Annotated in this window: 15 protein-coding genes; 3 read left to right on the plus strand and 12 right to left on the minus strand. The window is 73.5% G+C overall.

Annotation, left to right across the window (positions count from 1 at the left end):
- Complete coding sequence (locus K329_RS0103850; RefSeq protein WP_028472030.1) at nt 1–264, plus strand: HPr family phosphocarrier protein; 264 nt, start codon at nt 1–3, stop codon at nt 262–264.
- Between the two features lie 223 nt (nt 265–487).
- On the opposite strand, the gene K329_RS0103855 is transcribed toward K329_RS0103850, so the two are convergent.
- The 8 genes from K329_RS0103855 to rimP form a co-directional block, all read right to left on the minus strand.
- Entirely contained in the window at nt 488–1,426 is a 939-nt protein-coding gene (locus K329_RS0103855; protein ID WP_211225721.1) for a bifunctional riboflavin kinase/FAD synthetase, read from the minus strand.
- Nucleotides 1,427–1,497: 71 nt separating this feature from the next.
- Complete coding sequence (locus K329_RS0103860; RefSeq protein WP_157571545.1) at nt 1,498–2,565, minus strand: hypothetical protein; 1,068 nt, start codon at nt 2,563–2,565, stop codon at nt 1,498–1,500.
- Nucleotides 2,562–3,467, minus strand: coding sequence for a tRNA pseudouridine(55) synthase TruB (gene truB / locus K329_RS0103865; RefSeq protein WP_028472033.1), 906 nt, complete (start codon nt 3,465–3,467; stop codon nt 2,562–2,564). The genes K329_RS0103860 and truB overlap by 4 nt, the downstream gene beginning before the upstream one ends.
- Complete coding sequence (rbfA, locus tag K329_RS0103870) at nt 3,464–3,970, minus strand: 30S ribosome-binding factor RbfA (RefSeq protein ID WP_028472034.1); 507 nt, start codon at nt 3,968–3,970, stop codon at nt 3,464–3,466. The genes truB and rbfA overlap by 4 nt, the downstream gene beginning before the upstream one ends.
- Before the next feature lie 74 nt (nt 3,971–4,044).
- A complete protein-coding gene (infB, locus tag K329_RS0103875; RefSeq protein WP_028472035.1) occupies nt 4,045–6,984 on the minus strand; it encodes a translation initiation factor IF-2 in 2,940 nt (979 codons plus the stop codon).
- 157 nt (nt 6,985–7,141) lie between these two features.
- Nucleotides 7,142–7,495, minus strand: coding sequence for a YlxR family protein (locus tag K329_RS24395; protein ID WP_084540960.1), 354 nt, complete (start codon nt 7,493–7,495; stop codon nt 7,142–7,144).
- 74 nt (nt 7,496–7,569) lie between these two features.
- The gene (gene nusA / locus K329_RS0103885) at nt 7,570–8,610 is read right to left on the minus strand and encodes a transcription termination factor NusA (RefSeq protein WP_028472036.1); all 1,041 of its coding nucleotides are present in this window, start codon (nt 8,608–8,610) and stop codon (nt 7,570–7,572) included.
- A 1-nt stretch (nt 8,611) separates the two neighbouring features.
- Nucleotides 8,612–9,112 carry a ribosome maturation factor RimP gene (gene rimP, locus K329_RS0103890; RefSeq protein WP_028472037.1) on the minus strand — a complete coding sequence of 167 codons (501 nt, stop codon included), beginning with the start codon at nt 9,110–9,112 and terminating at the stop codon, nt 8,612–8,614.
- A gap of 149 nt (nt 9,113–9,261) precedes the next feature.
- Between rimP and K329_RS29280 the strand changes: the two genes are divergently transcribed.
- Nucleotides 9,262–9,846: a hypothetical protein gene (locus tag K329_RS29280; protein ID WP_052336322.1), complete on the plus strand. Its 585-nt coding sequence runs from the start codon at nt 9,262–9,264 to the stop codon at nt 9,844–9,846.
- Nucleotides 9,843–10,262 carry a DUF4439 domain-containing protein gene (locus K329_RS0103900; RefSeq protein ID WP_028472038.1) on the plus strand — a complete coding sequence of 140 codons (420 nt, stop codon included), beginning with the start codon at nt 9,843–9,845 and terminating at the stop codon, nt 10,260–10,262. Before K329_RS29280 ends, K329_RS0103900 begins: the two co-directional genes overlap by 4 nt.
- Nucleotides 10,263–10,589: 327 nt before the next feature.
- On the opposite strand, the gene scpC is transcribed toward K329_RS0103900, so the two are convergent.
- The 4 genes from scpC to K329_RS0103920 form a co-directional block, all read right to left on the minus strand.
- Nucleotides 10,590–12,119 (minus strand): succinyl-CoA:acetate CoA-transferase ScpC, encoded by a 1,530-nt coding sequence (gene scpC / locus K329_RS0103905; RefSeq protein WP_043641957.1) that lies wholly within the window; start codon nt 12,117–12,119, stop codon nt 10,590–10,592.
- Between the two features lie 71 nt (nt 12,120–12,190).
- Entirely contained in the window at nt 12,191–13,969 is a 1,779-nt protein-coding gene (locus K329_RS0103910; protein WP_028472040.1) for a proline--tRNA ligase, read from the minus strand.
- A 69-nt stretch (nt 13,970–14,038) separates the two neighbouring features.
- Nucleotides 14,039–14,419, minus strand: a complete 381-nt coding sequence (locus K329_RS0103915; RefSeq protein WP_028472041.1) for a DoxX family protein — start codon at nt 14,417–14,419, stop codon at nt 14,039–14,041.
- A gap of 35 nt (nt 14,420–14,454) precedes the next feature.
- Nucleotides 14,455–15,303, minus strand: coding sequence for a GNAT family N-acetyltransferase (locus K329_RS0103920; RefSeq protein ID WP_157571546.1), 849 nt, complete (start codon nt 15,301–15,303; stop codon nt 14,455–14,457).
- Nucleotides 15,304–15,326: the final 23 nt, after the last annotated feature.

Consider the following 15,326-nt stretch of genomic DNA (forward strand, 5'->3'; position numbering starts at 1 on the left):
ATGCCCACCGTCTCCGCCGTCGTCGGCTCCGCCGTCGGCCTCCACGCCCGCCCGGCCGGCATCATCGCGGACGCCGCGGACGAGCTCGACGCCGACATCACCATCGGCGTGCCGGGCGACGAGCCCGTCGACGCCGCGTCGGCCCTCATGATCATGACCCTCGGCGCCGGCCACGGCGACACGGTCGAGGTCAGCGGCGACGACGAGGCCGCCGTCGCGGCGATCGTCGCGCTGGTCGAGAAGGACCTCGACGCCGAGGACTGAGCCACCGCACCCTGACGCACGCCGACGCGCCCACCGCCCTCCGGGGTGGTGGGCGCGTTCGTCGTACGGGGTGTCGCGCCGAGGGCGCTCGGGGGCTCGCGCGGTCCCGGCGGTTCGCGGTACCTCGTACCCGTGGAACGGGTGTCACCTACCGCGAACCGCCGGGCGCGTACGGCGGGAGCGGCCGCGCGGGGCCGAGGAGGTCGGCGGTGGTCAGGGGTGGTCAGGCGAGCAGGTCGCGCGTCCGGCGGACGTCGTCGGCCATCTGCACGATGAGGGCGTCCACGCCGTCGAAGCGCACCATCCCGCGGATGCGGGCGACGAACTCGACCTCGACCTCGACGCCGTACAGCTCGAGGTCGTCGCGGTCGAGCACGTAGGACTCCACACGGCGCTCGCGCTCGCCGTCGAACGTGGGGTTGGTGCCGACCGAGATGGCGGCGGGCAGGACGTCGCCGGTGTCGAGCCGGTGGAGGCGGCCGGCGTACACGCCGTCGGCGGGCGCCGCGGCGAGGCCGGTGGTCGGGACGTTGGCCGTCGGGTAGCCCAGCTCACGGCCGCGCTGGTCGCCCTGGACGACGACGCCGCGCACGGTGAACGGGCGGCCCAGGGCCTCGGCGGCCCCCTCCACGTCGCCCGCGGCGAGGCAGTTGCGCACGTAGGTGGACGACCAGACCTGCGGGCCGCCGTCGAGCGCGATCCCCTCGGCCACGAAGTCGCGGGTCTCGCCCGCCTCGCGCAGGGTGGCCACGTCGCCGGAGGCGCGCTGGCCGAACCGGAAGTTGGCTCCGACCACGACACCGCGCACGTGGAGGGCGTCCACGAGGATGCGGTCCACGAACTGCTCGGGGGTCCAGGAGGCCACGTCACGGTCGAACGGCACCACCAGCACGGAGTCGACGCCCGCCTCGGTCAGCAGGGCCACCCGGTCCTCGATGGTGCTGAGCGTGGGCGGGGCGTGCTCGGCGCGCAGGACCGCGATCGGGTGCGGGTCGAACGTCACCGCGACCACCCGGTCGATCCCGAGGTCGGCCGCGACCTCGCGCGCACGTCGTACGACGTGGCGGTGACCCAGGTGGACGCCGTCGAAGTTGCCGATGACGGCGACGGTGCGCCCGAGGTCGTCGGGGACCTCCGACAACGCACGCCAGACCTGCACCATGGCAGCGGACTCCTCTCACCAGCACGACGGGGACACGCTCGCGCGGCCGCCTCGGCGACCGCTCGCGACGATCAGCCTTGCACAGCGTCCCCCGTGGGCGGTCGCCGGTCCACGAGCTCCAGGTAGACGGCGCGCACGCCGATCGCCCGCTCGAGCTCCAGCACGACACCGGAGAAGAACTGCCCGCGGAACGTGTCGTCGGTGACGGCGACGACCGTGAAGTAGAGGCCGGAGAACGCCGCCAGGAAGACGGAGACCGACAGGAGCTCCACCGTGAGGTTGGGCAGGCCGGGCGCGGAGGTGACGGCACCGCCGGTCCAGCTCTCGGCGACCTCGGGCCGCATCGTCAGCGTGCCGAACAGCACGAAGAAGACGAACACCGTGAGGGCGAGCAGGAGCACCTGCAGCCCCTGCACGACGAGCAGCACGAGGATGAGGTTCCACCGCTCGAGGCCGGTCACCTCCGCGCGGCGGGCGGGGTCGGCGTCGGGGTCCGCCACCAGCTCGCGGGCGTCCGCCTCGAGGGGGGTGCCGCGGCAGGCGCCGAGCAGGAGGGCGTCGTCGACGTCGTCGTCGGTGCGGTCGACCTCCTCGGGCAGCCGCACCAGCAGGAACAGCGCGGCCATCGCGCCGAACATCAGCACCGTGAGCCAGAGGAACCCCGCGGGCAGGCTGGCGCTGAGCTGCCACACCTCCGCGTTGATGAAGAGGAACGTGATGAAGATGAGCAGCAGCGGCAGCGCCCGCGTCACCATCGGCAGCACCTGGGGCAGGCTGCCCAGCGTGCGCGAGACCGCCCACCGCACGAGGGGACGGGCACCGAGGGCGGAGGTGGCGTACGCCGCCGCCCCCAGCCCGGCGACGGTCAGCAGGGTCGCGGGGGCGAGGGCCACGTCGGAGCCCAGCCAGGCCAGGCCGCCGGCCACCACGAGGGCGAGGAGACCGACCACCACCACGCCCGGCAGGACCCGGCGCCAGTGCAGCGCCGCACGGACGCGGGCACGGCTGGCCGGCACGAAGTAGGGCAGGCCGTGCGCGGCGAACCACCGCTCGGTCGCCGCCAGGCGCTCGGCCGTGGTGGCCGGGACGCCGGCGCCGGGAACCGTCGGCCCTCCGGGCCCGTCCTGCGGCGCGCTCACACGAACACGGCGACGGGCCGGAGCCGGTCGTCGCGGGGCTCGTAGAGGGCGAGGAAGGCGCCGTCGGGGTCGATCAGCGCGAGGGGCGGCTCACCGGGGAGGTCAGCGGGCGCCGCGATGGGGCGTCCGACCCGGACGTCGACGGCCGTCTCGGCGTCGAGCTCGAGCACCGGGAAGCACGCCCGGGCGACCTCGGCCATCGGCACCATCGTGAACTCCTCCCCCAGCTCGTCGAGGGTGCGGGCGGCGGCCAGGTCGAAGGGCCCCACCGCCGTACGGCGCAACGCCGTCAGGTGTCCGCCCACCCCGAGCACCGCACCGAGGTCGCGGGCGATCGCCCGCACGTAGGTGCCGCTCGAGCAGCGGACGTGCACGTCGACGTCGACCACGGCGAGCCCGTCCTCGACGGTGCGAGCCCGGACCGCGGCGACGGTCAGCTCGTGGATCGTCACGCGCCGGGCCTTCAGCTCGACCTGCTCGCCGTCGCGCACCCGCTGGTAGGCCCGCTTGCCGTCGACCTTGATCGCCGAGACGGCCGTGGGCACCTGGTCGATGTCGCCGACGAACTGCGCGAGCGCGTCACGGACGGCGGTCTCGGTCACGGACCCGACGAGGTCGGGCGCCGCCGTGGCGACGACCTCGCCCTCGGCGTCGTCGGTTGTCGTCGCGACGCCGAGGCGCACGGTCGCGTCGTACCCCTTCTCGGTCAGCATCAGGTGGCCGAGGAGACGGGTCGCCCGGTTCACCCCGACGACCAGCACCCCGGTCGCCATCGGGTCGAGGGTGCCGGCGTGGCCGACCTTGCGGGTGCCGGCGAGCCGCCGGACCCGGCTGACCACGCCGTGCGAGGTGAGCCCGTCCGGCTTGTCGACGACGACGATGCCGGCGAGGGGCTCGCTCACGCGTCGCGGTCGGGCGTCACGAGACCCGTCTGGTCGGCGGGCTCGTCGGACGCGTCCTCGTCGGCCGCGTCGTCGTCCTCGTCCAGGACCTCGCGGGGCTTCTTGTAGGGGTCGGCCTCGCCGGCGTACTGGTTGCCGCGCGCGGCGGCAGCAGCCTCGTCGAGGGCCTTCGCCCGGGCCAGCACCTCGTCGAGGTGGCGGGCCGTCTCGGGCAGCGCGTCGTGCACGAACTCCAGCGTCGGCACGTGGCGCATGCCGAGCTGCTTGCCGACCTCGGAGCGGATCTTGCCCTTGGCCGACTCGAGCGCCGTGGCGGTGGCCTCGAGCCACCCCTGGTCGCCCAGCACGGTGTAGAAGATCGTGGCGTGCTGGGTGTCGCCGGTGACCCGGACGTCGGTGATGGTGACGAACCCGAACCGCGGGTCCTTCAGCCGACGCTCGAGCAGCTCGGCCACGATCACCTTGACGCGGTCGGCGATACGGCGGACTCGAGGGTTGGTCATGTCGTTCTCTCTCCGATCGAAACCGGCCGCCGGGCAGGGCTCGCGCCCTGCCCGACGGCCGATCACTGGGGTGTTCAGGCGCGCGGGATCTCGCGCATCTCGAAGGCCTCGATGATGTCGCCCTCCTTGATGTCCTGGAAGTTGCGCAGCACCAGACCGCACTCGAAGCCCTCGCGGACCTCGGACGCGTCGTCCTTCTCGCGCTTGAGCGAGGCGAGGTCGAGGTTGTCGGCCACCACCTTGCTGTCGCGCAGGACCCGGACCTTGGCGTTGCGACGGATGAGCCCGCCCGTGACCATGCAGCCGGCGATGTTGCCGATCTTGGAGCTGCGGAAGATCGCACGGATCTCCGCCTGGCCCAGGACCGACTCCTCGAACTCCGGCTTGAGCAGGCCCTTGAGGGCCGCCTCGATCTCCTCGATGGCCTGGTAGATCACCGAGTAGTACCGGATCTCCACGCCCTCCTTGTCGGCCATCTCGGTCGCCTTGCCCTGCGGGCGGACGTTGAACCCGATGATGATCGCGTCGGAGGCGGCCGCGAGGTCGACGTTGGTCTCGGTGATCGCACCGACACCGCGGTCGATGACCCGCAGGCTGACGTCGGCGCCCACGTCGATCTTCGCCAGGGCGTCCTCGAGAGCCTCGACCGAACCGGACACGTCGCCCTTGAGGATGAGGTTCAGCTCCTGGTCGTCGCCGCGCTCCAGGTGCTCCATGAAGTCCTCGAGCGTACGACGCACGCGACGCTTCGCCTGCAGGGCGGCACGCTCGCGCGCCTCCCGCTTCTCGGCGATCTGACGCGCCATGCGGTCGTCGTCCACCACGATGAAGTTCTGGCCCGCACCCGGCACCGCCGAGAGGCCCAGGACCATCGCCGGACGAGCCGGGTCGGCCTGCGTGAGCTCGTTGCCGAACTCGTCGAGCATGGCCCGCACCCGGCCGTACGCCGGGCCCGCCACGATCGAGTCGCCGACGCGGAGCGTTCCGCGCTGGACGAGCACCGTCGCGACCGGACCGCGACCGCGGTCGAGGTGCGCCTCGATGACGAGACCCTGGGCGTCCTGGACCGGGTTGGCCCGGAGGTCCAGCGACGCGTCACCCGTGAGGACGACGGCCTCGAGCAGCTTGTCGAGGTTGAGCTCGGACTTCGCGGAGACGTCGACGAACATCGTGTCGCCGCCGTACTCCTCGGGCACCAGGCCGTACTCGGTCAGCTGGCCGCGGACCTTGGTCGGGTCGGCGTCCGGCTTGTCGATCTTGTTGACCGCCACGACGATCGGCACGCCGGCCGCCTTGGCGTGGTTGAGCGCCTCCACCGTCTGCGGCATGACGCCGTCGTCGGCCGCGACCACGAGGATCGCGATGTCGGTCGCCTGGGCACCACGGGCACGCATCGAGGTGAACGCCTCGTGGCCCGGGGTGTCGATGAACGTGATGCGACGCTCGGTGCCGTCGACCTCGGTGACGACCTGGTAGGCGCCGATGTGCTGCGTGATGCCGCCGGCCTCCTTGGCCGCGACGTTCGCGCTGCGCAGGGCGTCCAGCAGCTTCGTCTTACCGTGGTCGACGTGACCCATGACGGTGACGACCGGGGGCCGCACGATCAGGTCGGAGTCGTCGCCCTCGTCGGAGCCGAACTCCAGGTCGAACGACTCGAGCAGCTCGCGGTCCTCGTCCTCCGGGGAGACGACCTGGACCGTGTAGTTCAGCTCGTCGCCCAGCAGCTCGAAGGTCTCGTCGTTGACGGACTCCGTCGCCGTGACCATCTCGCCCAGGTGGAACAGCATCTGGACGAGGGCCGCAGCGTCGACGCCGATCTTGTCGGCGAAGTCGGTCAGCGAGGCACCGCGCGAGAGACGGATCGTCTCGCCGTTGCCCTTGCGCACACCCTTGACGCCGAGCGTCGGGGCCTGCATGGCCTCGAACTCCTGCCGCCGGGCGCGCTTGCTCTTGCGACCACGACGCGACGGACCACCGGGGCGACCGAAGGCGCCCTGCGTGCCGCCACGCTGACCGGGACGGCCACCGCCGCCGGGACGACCGGCGAAGCCGCCGGGACGACCACCGGGACCACCGGGGCCACCGCCACCGGGAGCGCCGCCGGGACGACCGCCACCGGGGCCACCACGGCCCGGGGCACCGCCACCGGGACGACCCGCACCCGGGCCACCACGGCCCGGACCACCGGGACGGGCGCCGGGACCGGAGCCGAAGGCGGCCGGGGACTTCGGCATCATCGCCGGGTTCGGACGCGGCATGCCGGGACGACCCGGGGCGCCACCGTCACGAGCGGCCGGGGGCCGCGGGGGACGCTGGTCGCCGGGCGTGCCCGGAGCGGCCGGAGCACCACCGGCGGCCGGAGCGGCCGGGTTGGCGGGGGCCGGACGACGGCCCATGCCCTGGTTGGTCGCGAAGGGGTTGTTGCCGGGGCGCGGCGAGCCGCCACGGCCGACCGGACGGGGAGCCGGCGCCTTGGGCGACGGCTTGGGTCCGGGACGACCGGGGGACGGCGCACCGGGGGCACCCGGGGCGGGACGCGACGGAGCCGGGGCGGCCTCGGCCGCGGGAGCGGCGGGGGTCGCGGGCTCGGCCGGAGCCGCGGGCTGAGCCGGAGCCGCCGGAGCGGCGGGGGCCGCAGGCGCAGCCGCGGCCGGGGCCACGGGCTCTGCGGGAGCGGCAGGCGCCGCGGGGGCGGCCTGCTGCGGGGCCGGCTTGGGGCCGGGACGGGGACCACCGGGACGGGGACCGGGGCTCGCCGGGGAGGCGTGCGCCGCGGAACGCGTCGGGGCGGAGGGGCTGCCGGTCGGGCCAGCGGGACGGGGCGCCTCGGAGGGGGCGCCACCGGCCGACTTCAGCTCGGTGCCGAACTGCTTCTTGAACCGCATCTCGACGGGCGGCTCGATCGTCGAGGAAGCCGACTTGACGAACTCCCCCATCTCCTTGAGCTTGTCGAGAACGAACTTGCTCTCGACGCCGTACTGCTTGGCGAGCTCGTGAACTCGGGTCTTGGCCACGTTTCTCCTTCTGGCCTGTGACCCGGTTCAGGGGGTCTCAGACCGTTGGTGGGTTGTGCAAACTCATTGCGAGTTACTCATCGAGTGCTCATGAGCTGCTGCTCCGCTTCTGGTCTCGACCGGCACCACGGGTGGCGTCCGGTCAACGGTCGGTCGGTCAGGTCGTGCTGGTGCTGCTGGTCGTGCTGGTGAGCGAGTCGACGTACGCCGACACGAGGCCCGTGGGCAGACCCGTCCCGGCCCTGAGGGCACGGGAGAAGGCCTTCCGCCGGACCGCGAGGTCGACGCACTCGCGCGTGGGGTGCACGTGGGCACCCCGGCCGGAGGCGGTGCTCGCAGGATCGGGGACGACGGCCGGCTGGCCGGCCGCGTCACGACCTGCGGTCACCCGCAGCAACTCGCTCTTCGTGGCCCGTGCGCGACACCCGACACAGGTCCGGACGGCCTCCGACGCCCGGGGGCGTGGTGAGGAGGGATCCGGCCCGGCGACAGCTGAACGCCCGCGAGCCACTCGTCACACTCTACTCCCCCGGGCGGCCTGGACCGAACCGGGAGCCGCGGCGCTCTGCTCCGCGGCGGTGCAGGTCAGGCGTCGGCGGCGGTCTCGGACCCGGTCTCGGCCGGGACGTCGGCGGGAGCGTCGGTCGGGGCCTCGGGCTCGGGCTCGTCGTCGGAGCGGATGTCGATGCGCCACCCGGTGAGCCGGGCGGCGAGGCGGGCGTTCTGGCCCTCCTTGCCGATGGCCAGCGACAGCTGGAAGTCGGGCACGACGACCCGCGCGGCCCGGGCGACCGGGTCGACGACCGTCACGCTCGTGACCTGCGCCGGGGAGAGGGCGTTCGCGACCATGCGGGCCGGGTCCTCCGCCCAGTCGACGATGTCGATCTTCTCGCCGCCGAGCTCGGACATCACGTTGCGCACGCGCTGGCCCATGGGGCCGATGCACGAGCCCTTGGCGTTGACGCCCGCCACCTTCGTGTGCACGGCGATCTTCGAGCGGTGGCCGGCCTCGCGGGCGATGGCCGCGATCTCGACGGTGCCGTCGGCGATCTCGGGCACCTCGAGCGCGAAGAGCTTGCGCACGAGGTTCGGGTGGGTGCGCGAGAGCGTGACCTGCGGGCCCCGCATGCCCTTGCGCACCGAGATGACGATGCACTTGATGCGCTGACCGTGGGCGTAGGTCTCCCCCGGCACCCGCTCCCCGGATGGCAGCAGCGCCTCGAGCCGACCCAGGTCGACCATGACGTCGTCGGGGTTGCGGCCCTGCTGGATGACGCCCGAGACGATGTCGCCCTCCTTGCCGGAGAACTCGCCGAACTTGATCTCGTCCTCGGCGTCGCGCAGGCGCTGCAGCATGATCTGCTTCGCCGTCGTGGCCGCGATGCGCCCGAACCCGGCCGGGGTGTCGTCGAACTCGCCGACGACGTTGTCGTCGTCGTCGAGCTCGGTCGCGAGCACGGTCACGTGCCCGCTCTTGCGGTCGAGCTTCACCCGCGCCCGGGACGCGGCGCCGGGCGACTTCTGGTAGGCGGTGAGGAGGGCCTGCTCGATCGCCTCGACGAGGACGTCGAAGCTGATCTCCTTCTCGCGCTCCAGCATCCGCAGGATGCTCAGGTCGATGTCCATGTCAGCTCTCCTCCCCGACGGAGGAGCGCCGCCGGTTGAACTCGATCTGGACGAGCGCCTTCGCGACGTCGGCGTAGTCCACGCGCGTCGGCTCCTCGTCCTTGGTCTCGGGGTCCAGCAGCACTCCGGTGTCGTCCGACTCCAGCACCCGGCCGACGACCTCGCCGCCCTCGACGAGGGTCACCTTCACGAGGCGGTCGGCGTTGCGGCGCCAGTGGCGCGGCAGGGTGAGCGGACGGTCGACACCACGCGAGGTGACCTCGAGCGTGTAGGGGTGCTCGCCCAGCACGTCGGAGTCGTCGAGCACGGCCGACACGGCCTTCGTCGCGGCAGCGACGTCGTCGAGATCGACACCGCCGTCCTGGTCGACGGCCACCCGGAGCACCCGGCGGCGTCCGGCCGGGGTGAGCTCGACGGCCTCCACGTCCAGGCCGAGGTCGGCCAGCGGGCCGACGAGCGTCGACTCGACCGCCTCGACGACGGCGTCCTGTCTGCTGGTCACGCTGCTCGACCTCCTGTGCTGTTGTGGCGTGCGCGCGGCCCACGGGTGGGCGCTGCGCACCACCATAGCCGTCCCCGAGGGCCCCGACGAACGCCGCGGGACCACCGGCGGGACGGGCGGCGGGCCGGGCCTCCGCTACCCTCGCCCGCGTGCCCGACACCTCGCCGTACCGCCTCCCGGCCGCCCCCCGCGGCACCGGGCGACGGCGCGGCCTGACCCGCCGCACGGCGCTGGTGGCCGCCCCCGTCCTCGGTCTCGGCCTGCTCACCGCGTGCGACCTGCCGGGCATCGACGACGGCGAGCCGGACGACGCCGGCGCCACCCCCGCGGCCGACGCCGACACCGAGGCGGACCTCGCCGTGGTCGCCGAGGCGATCGACGCCGTCGAGCCGGTGGCCGCCCAGGTCGCCGCCGCGGTCGCCGCCGCCCCCGACCTCGCACCGGGTCTCTCCGGGCTCGCGGACCTGCACACGGCCCACCTGGACGACCTGCGGGCGGCCGACGCGGGATCGGCACCGTCCTCCTCGCCCTCCACCACCGCGACCGGGGTGCCGCCGGCGGCTGCCACCGACCCCGCGACGCTGCTGGCCGCCGTGCGGCAGGCCGAGGTCGGTCTGGCCGCGGCGCTCGCCGACCTGGCGGTGGACTGTCGCAGCGGGGCCCTGGCGCGACTGCTCGCGATGATGGCGGCCGGGATCGACCAGCAGCTGGCGGCCGGGGCGGGTGCCGCGTGAGCACGCCCCTGGAGGCCCTGCAGGAGACGCTCGCGGCCGAGCACGCCGCGGTGTGGCTCTACGCCGCCCTCGGCGGTCGCGTCCCCACCGATGACGCCCCCGAGCTGCGGGTCACGCTCACCGCGGCGTACGACGCGCACCGCGCCCGCCGCGACCTGCTGGTCCGGCTGGTGCGCGACGCCGGCGAGGAGCCGGTGGCGGCCGCGGCGTCGTACGTGGCCCCCGCCCCCCTCGACACCGTCGAGCAGGTGCTCGCGGCCGCGCAGCGGGCGGAGACGGCGGCGGCCACGACGTACGCGGCGTGGGTGGCCAGCAGCGTGGGCGAGGGGCGCCGTACGGCGGCCGCGGCGCTGCGCGACGCGGCCGTGCGGGTCGTCGGCCTCGGCGGCGCACCGGCGACGTACCCCGGTCAGTAGCGGGCCGGCAGCCGACCAGCAGCGGGCCGGGCAACCGCCCCCGGACGCACGAAGGGCCTCGACCGTGAGGTCGAGGCCCGTCGTGCACCCACGGCCCGATCCGTGGGATTCCCGAGAAGAGCATCTGCCGAACTCGGCTCCTCCGAGGAAGTCCCGAGATCTCCCTCGAAGGAGTCGAGTCCGACGTCTGCTGCTGCGAAACGGTGTCAGTTCGTTCCGTCCTGCATGAGTCTGTAACCCGAGGGTGCGATCCGTAAACAGACCACCAGTTGCAACTTCGTGCATTGCGAGAAGTTGAGGAGAGCCTGAGAGCCTCCTGACCGGCTCTCACATGTGGCCGGTCTCCAGGTAGTCGGCGTGCCAGCTGAGGGCCTCGCGCAGCAGATGGGGCGTGTGCCGCGCCTCCGGGCGCGCGGCCCGCGCGCGCTCGACGTAGTCGGCCAGGCGGTCCGCGTACGCCGGGTGGGCGCACTCGGCGATGACCCGCGCCGCCCGGTCGGTCGGGGAGAGCCCGCGCAGGTCGGCGAGCCCCCGCTCGGTCACCAGCACGTGCACGTCGTGCTCGGTGTGGTCGACGTGGCTCACCATCGGCACGACCGACGAGATGGCCCCGCCCTTCGCGGTCGACGGCGACACGAAGAAGTTGAGGTAGGCGTTGCGGGCGAAGTCGCCGCTGCCGCCGATGCCGTTCATGATCGACGAGCCCAGCACGTGGGTGGAGTTCACGTTGCCGTACAGGTCGGCCTCGATCATCCCGTTGACGGCGATGACGCCCAGGCGACGCACGAGCTCGGGGTGGTTGGAGATCTCCTGGCTGCGGAGCAGGATCCGCCCCTTGTAGGTGCCGGCGTTCTCGCGGAACCGGGCCGCGCCGACGGGCGAGAGCCCGAACGAGGTCGACGACAGCGAGCGCAGCTTGCCCGAGTCGAGGAGGTCGAGCAGACCGTCCTGGATGACCTCGGTGAAGGCGGTCATGCCCTCGAACTCCGAGGTGAGCAGACCCTCCATCACGGCGTTGGCCACGTTGCCCACGCCGGACTGCAGGGGCAGCAGGCTGGGCGGGAGACGCCCGGCCGCCACCTCGTGGCGCAGGAAGTCGACGAGCAGCTCGGCCATGGCCCGGGAGTCGGCGTCGGGGGCGGTGAGCGGCGTGTTGCGGTCCGGCGCGTCCGTCTCGACGACCGCGACGACCTTCGCGGGGTCGACCCGCAGGTAGGGGTCGCCGATCCGCTGCATCGGGTGGGTGAGCTGGATGGGGATGCGGTGCGGCGGCAGCGCCGTGCCGTAGTAGAGGTCGTGGAAGCCCTCGAGGTCGCGCGGGTGCCAGTGGTTGACCTCGAGGATCACCTTGTCGGCGATGTCGAGCCAGGTCTTGTTGTTGCCGATCGAGCTGCCCGGCACCAGCAGGCCGTTGGGCAGGATCGCCGCGACCTCCACGACGGCGACGTCGAGGTCGCCGTAGAAGCCGAACCACGCCTGCTGGGCCGAGTGGCTCAGGTGGGCGTCGACGTAGTCGACCTCGCCCGTGTTGATCAACCGTCGCAGCGCCGGGTCGGAGTTGTAGGGCAGCCGCTTGTCGAGCGCGTGCGCGGACGCGAGCACGCCGTCGACCTCGGGCGCCGTGGAGGCACCCGACCACAGGCCGATGCGGAAGTCGTCGCCGCGCGCGTGGGCCGCCTCGACCCGGCGGGCGATCGCCTGCGGCACCGCCTTCGGGTGACCGGCGCCGGTGAAGCCGCTGATGCCCACGGAGTCACCCGGGGCGACGTGCGTCGCCGCCTCCTCCGCGCTCGTCACCCTGCTGCGGAGCACGGGACACGTGATGCGGTTCTCCCGCTGGGCCGCCGGAGTCGTCATGGCGCCGAGCCTAGCCAGCGCCCGGCGGGCGACCCCCCGGACGCCCCGTCAGGAGCGGACGGGGCGTCGGGTCAGGAGCGGACGGCGTCCAGCACGCGCGCGACCACGTCGGCGACCGCCACGTCCTCGCGCTCGCCGCTGCGGCGGTCCTTGACCTCGACGACGCCGTCGGCGAGACCCTTGCCGACGACCACGATCGTCGGCACGCCGATCAGCTCGGCGTCCTTGAACTTCACGCCCGGGCTCACCTTGCCCCGACGGTCGTCGTAGATGACGTCGAGCCCGGACGCCGACAGCTCGTCGGCGATGCGCTGGGCCTCGTCGAAGAGGCTCGGGTCCTTGCCCGCCGCGACGAGGTGCACGTCGGCCGGGCTGATCTCGCGGGGCCAGACGAGGCCCAGCTCGTCGTGGTTGTACTCCGCGATGACGGGGACCGCGCGGGAGACGCCCACGCCGTACGAGCCCATGGTCACCGTGACGAGCTTGCCGTTCTCGTCGAGCACCTGCAGGCCGAGGGCCTCGGCGTACTTGCGGCCGAGCTGGAACACGTGGCCCATCTCGATGCCGCGCGCGAGCTCGAGCGGACCGGAGCCGTCGGGGGCGGGGTCGCCGGCGCGCACCTCGGCGGCCTCGATGGTGCCGTCCGGCGTGAAGTCGCGCCCGCAGACCAGGTCGATGACGTGCTGGCCGGGGGCGTTGGCGCCGGTCACCCAGCGCGTGCCCTCGACGACGCGGGGGTCCACGACGTAGCGGATGCCCGACTCGGACTCCTCCCCCAGCACCGTGCGGCCGCCGTACGCCGGGCCGATGTAGCCCTTCACGAGGGCGGGGAACGCCGCGATGTCGTCGTCGGTCATGGGCTCGACCTCGGTGGGCTCGAGCTGGCCCTCGAGGCGCTTCTGGTCGACCTCGCGGTCGCCGGGCAGGCCGATCGCCAGGGGCTCGCGGGTGCCGTCGGGGTGGCGCAGCATGACGAGCACGTTCTTCAGGGTGTCGGCCGCCGTCCAGGGACGGTCCTCGCGGGGGAACGCCTCGTTGAGGTGGTCGACGAGCGTCGCGATGGTGGGCGTCGCGGGGGTGTCCTCCGCGTGGGCGGCGGGCGCGTCGTCGTACGGCAGCGCGTCGGGCACGGGGGTGGTCACGGCCTCGACGTTCGCCGCGTAGCCGCCGGGGCTGCGGACGTAGGTGTCCTCGCCGACGTCGAGGCGAGCGAGGAACTCCTCGCTGCGCGAGCCGCCCATGGCGCCCGACGTGGCCTTGACGATCGCGTAGTCGAAGTTCAGGCGGTCGAAGATGCGCACGTACGCCGCCCGGTGGGCCTCGTAGGACGCGGCGAGGCCCTCGTCGGTGACGTCGAAGGAGTAGGAGTCCTTCATGACGAACTCGCGTCCGCGCATGAGACCGGCGCGGGGTCGCGCCTCGTCGCGGTACTTCGTCTGGATCTGGTAGAGCCAGACGGGCAGGTCCTTGTAGGAGGAGTAGAGGTCCTTCACGACGAGCGTGAACATCTCCTCGTGGGTCGGCCCGAGCAGGTAGTCGCCGCCCTTGCGGTCCTTGAGGCGGAACAGGCTGTCGCCGTACTCGGTCCAGCGGTTCGTCGCCTCGTAGGGCTCGCGGGGCAGGAGCGCGGGGAACTGCAGCTCCTGGGCGCCCATGGCGTCCATCTCCTCGCGGACGATCGCCTCGACCTTGCGGAACACGCGGAGCCCGAGGGGCAGCCAGGTGTACATGCCCGGCGCCGTGCGACGGATGTAGCCGGCACGGACGAGCAGCCGGTGGCTCGGCACCTCCGCGTCGGCCGGGTCGTCGCGGAGCGTGCGGACGAACAGCTGGGACATCCTCAGGATCATGGGCGCAAGGCTACTGGCGCGCCGGCCCGTGGCGCCGCCGGGTTTCCCCGGGCGGTCCGGCGGCCCGGCTCAGCGCCCCGCGGCGCCGAGCGCGATGCGGATGAGCGGCCACTGGAGCGGCAGCCGCGCCACCGTGCCCCACTTGTAGACCGGGCTCTTCGCGTTGCGGGCGCGGTAGGCCATCGTCACGTTGCCCGGGAACACGCCGGCCAGCAGCGCGGCGCTCGCGAGGCCCGCTGCGGTGCGGGTGCGCGGGTGGAGCAGGCCGGCCGCGCAGGCGATCTCGGCGACGCCCGAGCCCTTGATGACGGCGTCCGGCGCCGGCAGCTTCTTCGGCATCAGCGGCCGGAAGGTCGCGGGGCGGGCGAGGTGCACGACGCCCGAGACGACGAACGCGGCCGCGAGGCCCTTCGCGCCGAGCGTGAGGGGGGCGGCGGTGGAGTCGGTCATGGGGGCGAGCGTACGACGGGGCGGGCCCGGACGGCTCAGAGCATGACGGTGGTGAACCGCGCGGATTCGACGAAGCCCACGCGCTCGTAGGTTCGTCGCGCCGGGGTGTTCCACTCGTTGACGTAGAGCGACACGACGGGTGCGATGTCGGCCCGCACGGCCTGGACGACGGCCGCCATGCCGGCGGCGGCGACGCCGCGACCGCGGTGGGCGGGGGCCACCCAGACGCCCTGCACCTGCGCGGCGTACGGCGAGGAGCACGCGACCTCGGCCTTGAAGACCACGCGGCCCTCGGCGTCGAACCGGGCGAACGACCACCCGCGGGCGACGAGCTGGGCCACCCGGGCCCGGTAGAGATCGGCGCCCCCACCGCGCTCCGGCGAGACGCCCACCTCCTCGGTGTACATCGCGACGCAGGCCGGGTAGAGCGCGTCGAGGTCGGCGCGCGTCGTACGGCGCACGCCCGGGTCGGCGGGCACGAGCGGGGTGTCGCGGATCTCCAGGTGGGGCTGGCCCAGCCGGACCTCGCGCGGGGACCCCCAGCGGGGCGCGACCGCGTTCCAGAGGGTCTCGACGGCCTCGTGGGGCCCGACGATGGTGGAGACGGAGCGGATGCGCTGCGGCGCGTGCTCGGCGAACGCGCGGGCGGCGTCGACGTCGGCGCCGATCGGCACCAGGTTCGCGGCCACGTGGCACGCGGAGGTGAGCTCGCCCCCGGCGTAGCGTCCCCACACCTCGCCGCCGAGCCAGCGGGGCTGCAGACGGGTGGTGCGGGCGCGGTAGTCGGCGAAGACGTTGACCACGGGGTCACGCTCGACGAGCGCGAGGAAGTCGTCCAGGTCGGCAGGCCCGAGCACCCGGATGCCCTGCCGCGTCGTGATCACTCCGCGAGCCTACGCTCACGCAC

It is taken from the genome of Nocardioides alkalitolerans DSM 16699 (assembly GCF_000426525.1).
GTDB lineage: Bacteria > Actinomycetota > Actinomycetes > Propionibacteriales > Nocardioidaceae > Nocardioides > Nocardioides alkalitolerans.

Bases quoted from the DNA above. Each gene is read 5' to 3' on its own strand.
- K329_RS0103855 (WP_211225721.1), bottom strand. From the start codon at position 1,426: ATGGTGCAGGTCTGGCGTGCGTTGTCGGAGGTCCCCGACGACCTCGGG.
- scpC (WP_043641957.1), bottom strand. From the start codon at position 12,119: ATGACGACTCCGGCGGCCCAGCGGGAGAACCGCATCACGTGTCCCGTG.
- K329_RS0103910 (WP_028472040.1), bottom strand. From the start codon at position 13,969: ATGATCCTGAGGATGTCCCAGCTGTTCGTCCGCACGCTCCGCGACGAC.
- rbfA (WP_028472034.1), bottom strand. From the start codon at position 3,970: ATGACCAACCCTCGAGTCCGCCGTATCGCCGACCGCGTCAAGGTGATC.
- nusA (WP_028472036.1), bottom strand. From the start codon at position 8,610: ATGGACATCGACCTGAGCATCCTGCGGATGCTGGAGCGCGAGAAGGAG.
- K329_RS0103850 (WP_028472030.1), top strand. From the start codon at position 1: ATGCCCACCGTCTCCGCCGTCGTCGGCTCCGCCGTCGGCCTCCACGCC.
- K329_RS0103915 (WP_028472041.1), bottom strand. From the start codon at position 14,419: ATGACCGACTCCACCGCCGCCCCCCTCACGCTCGGCGCGAAGGGCCTC.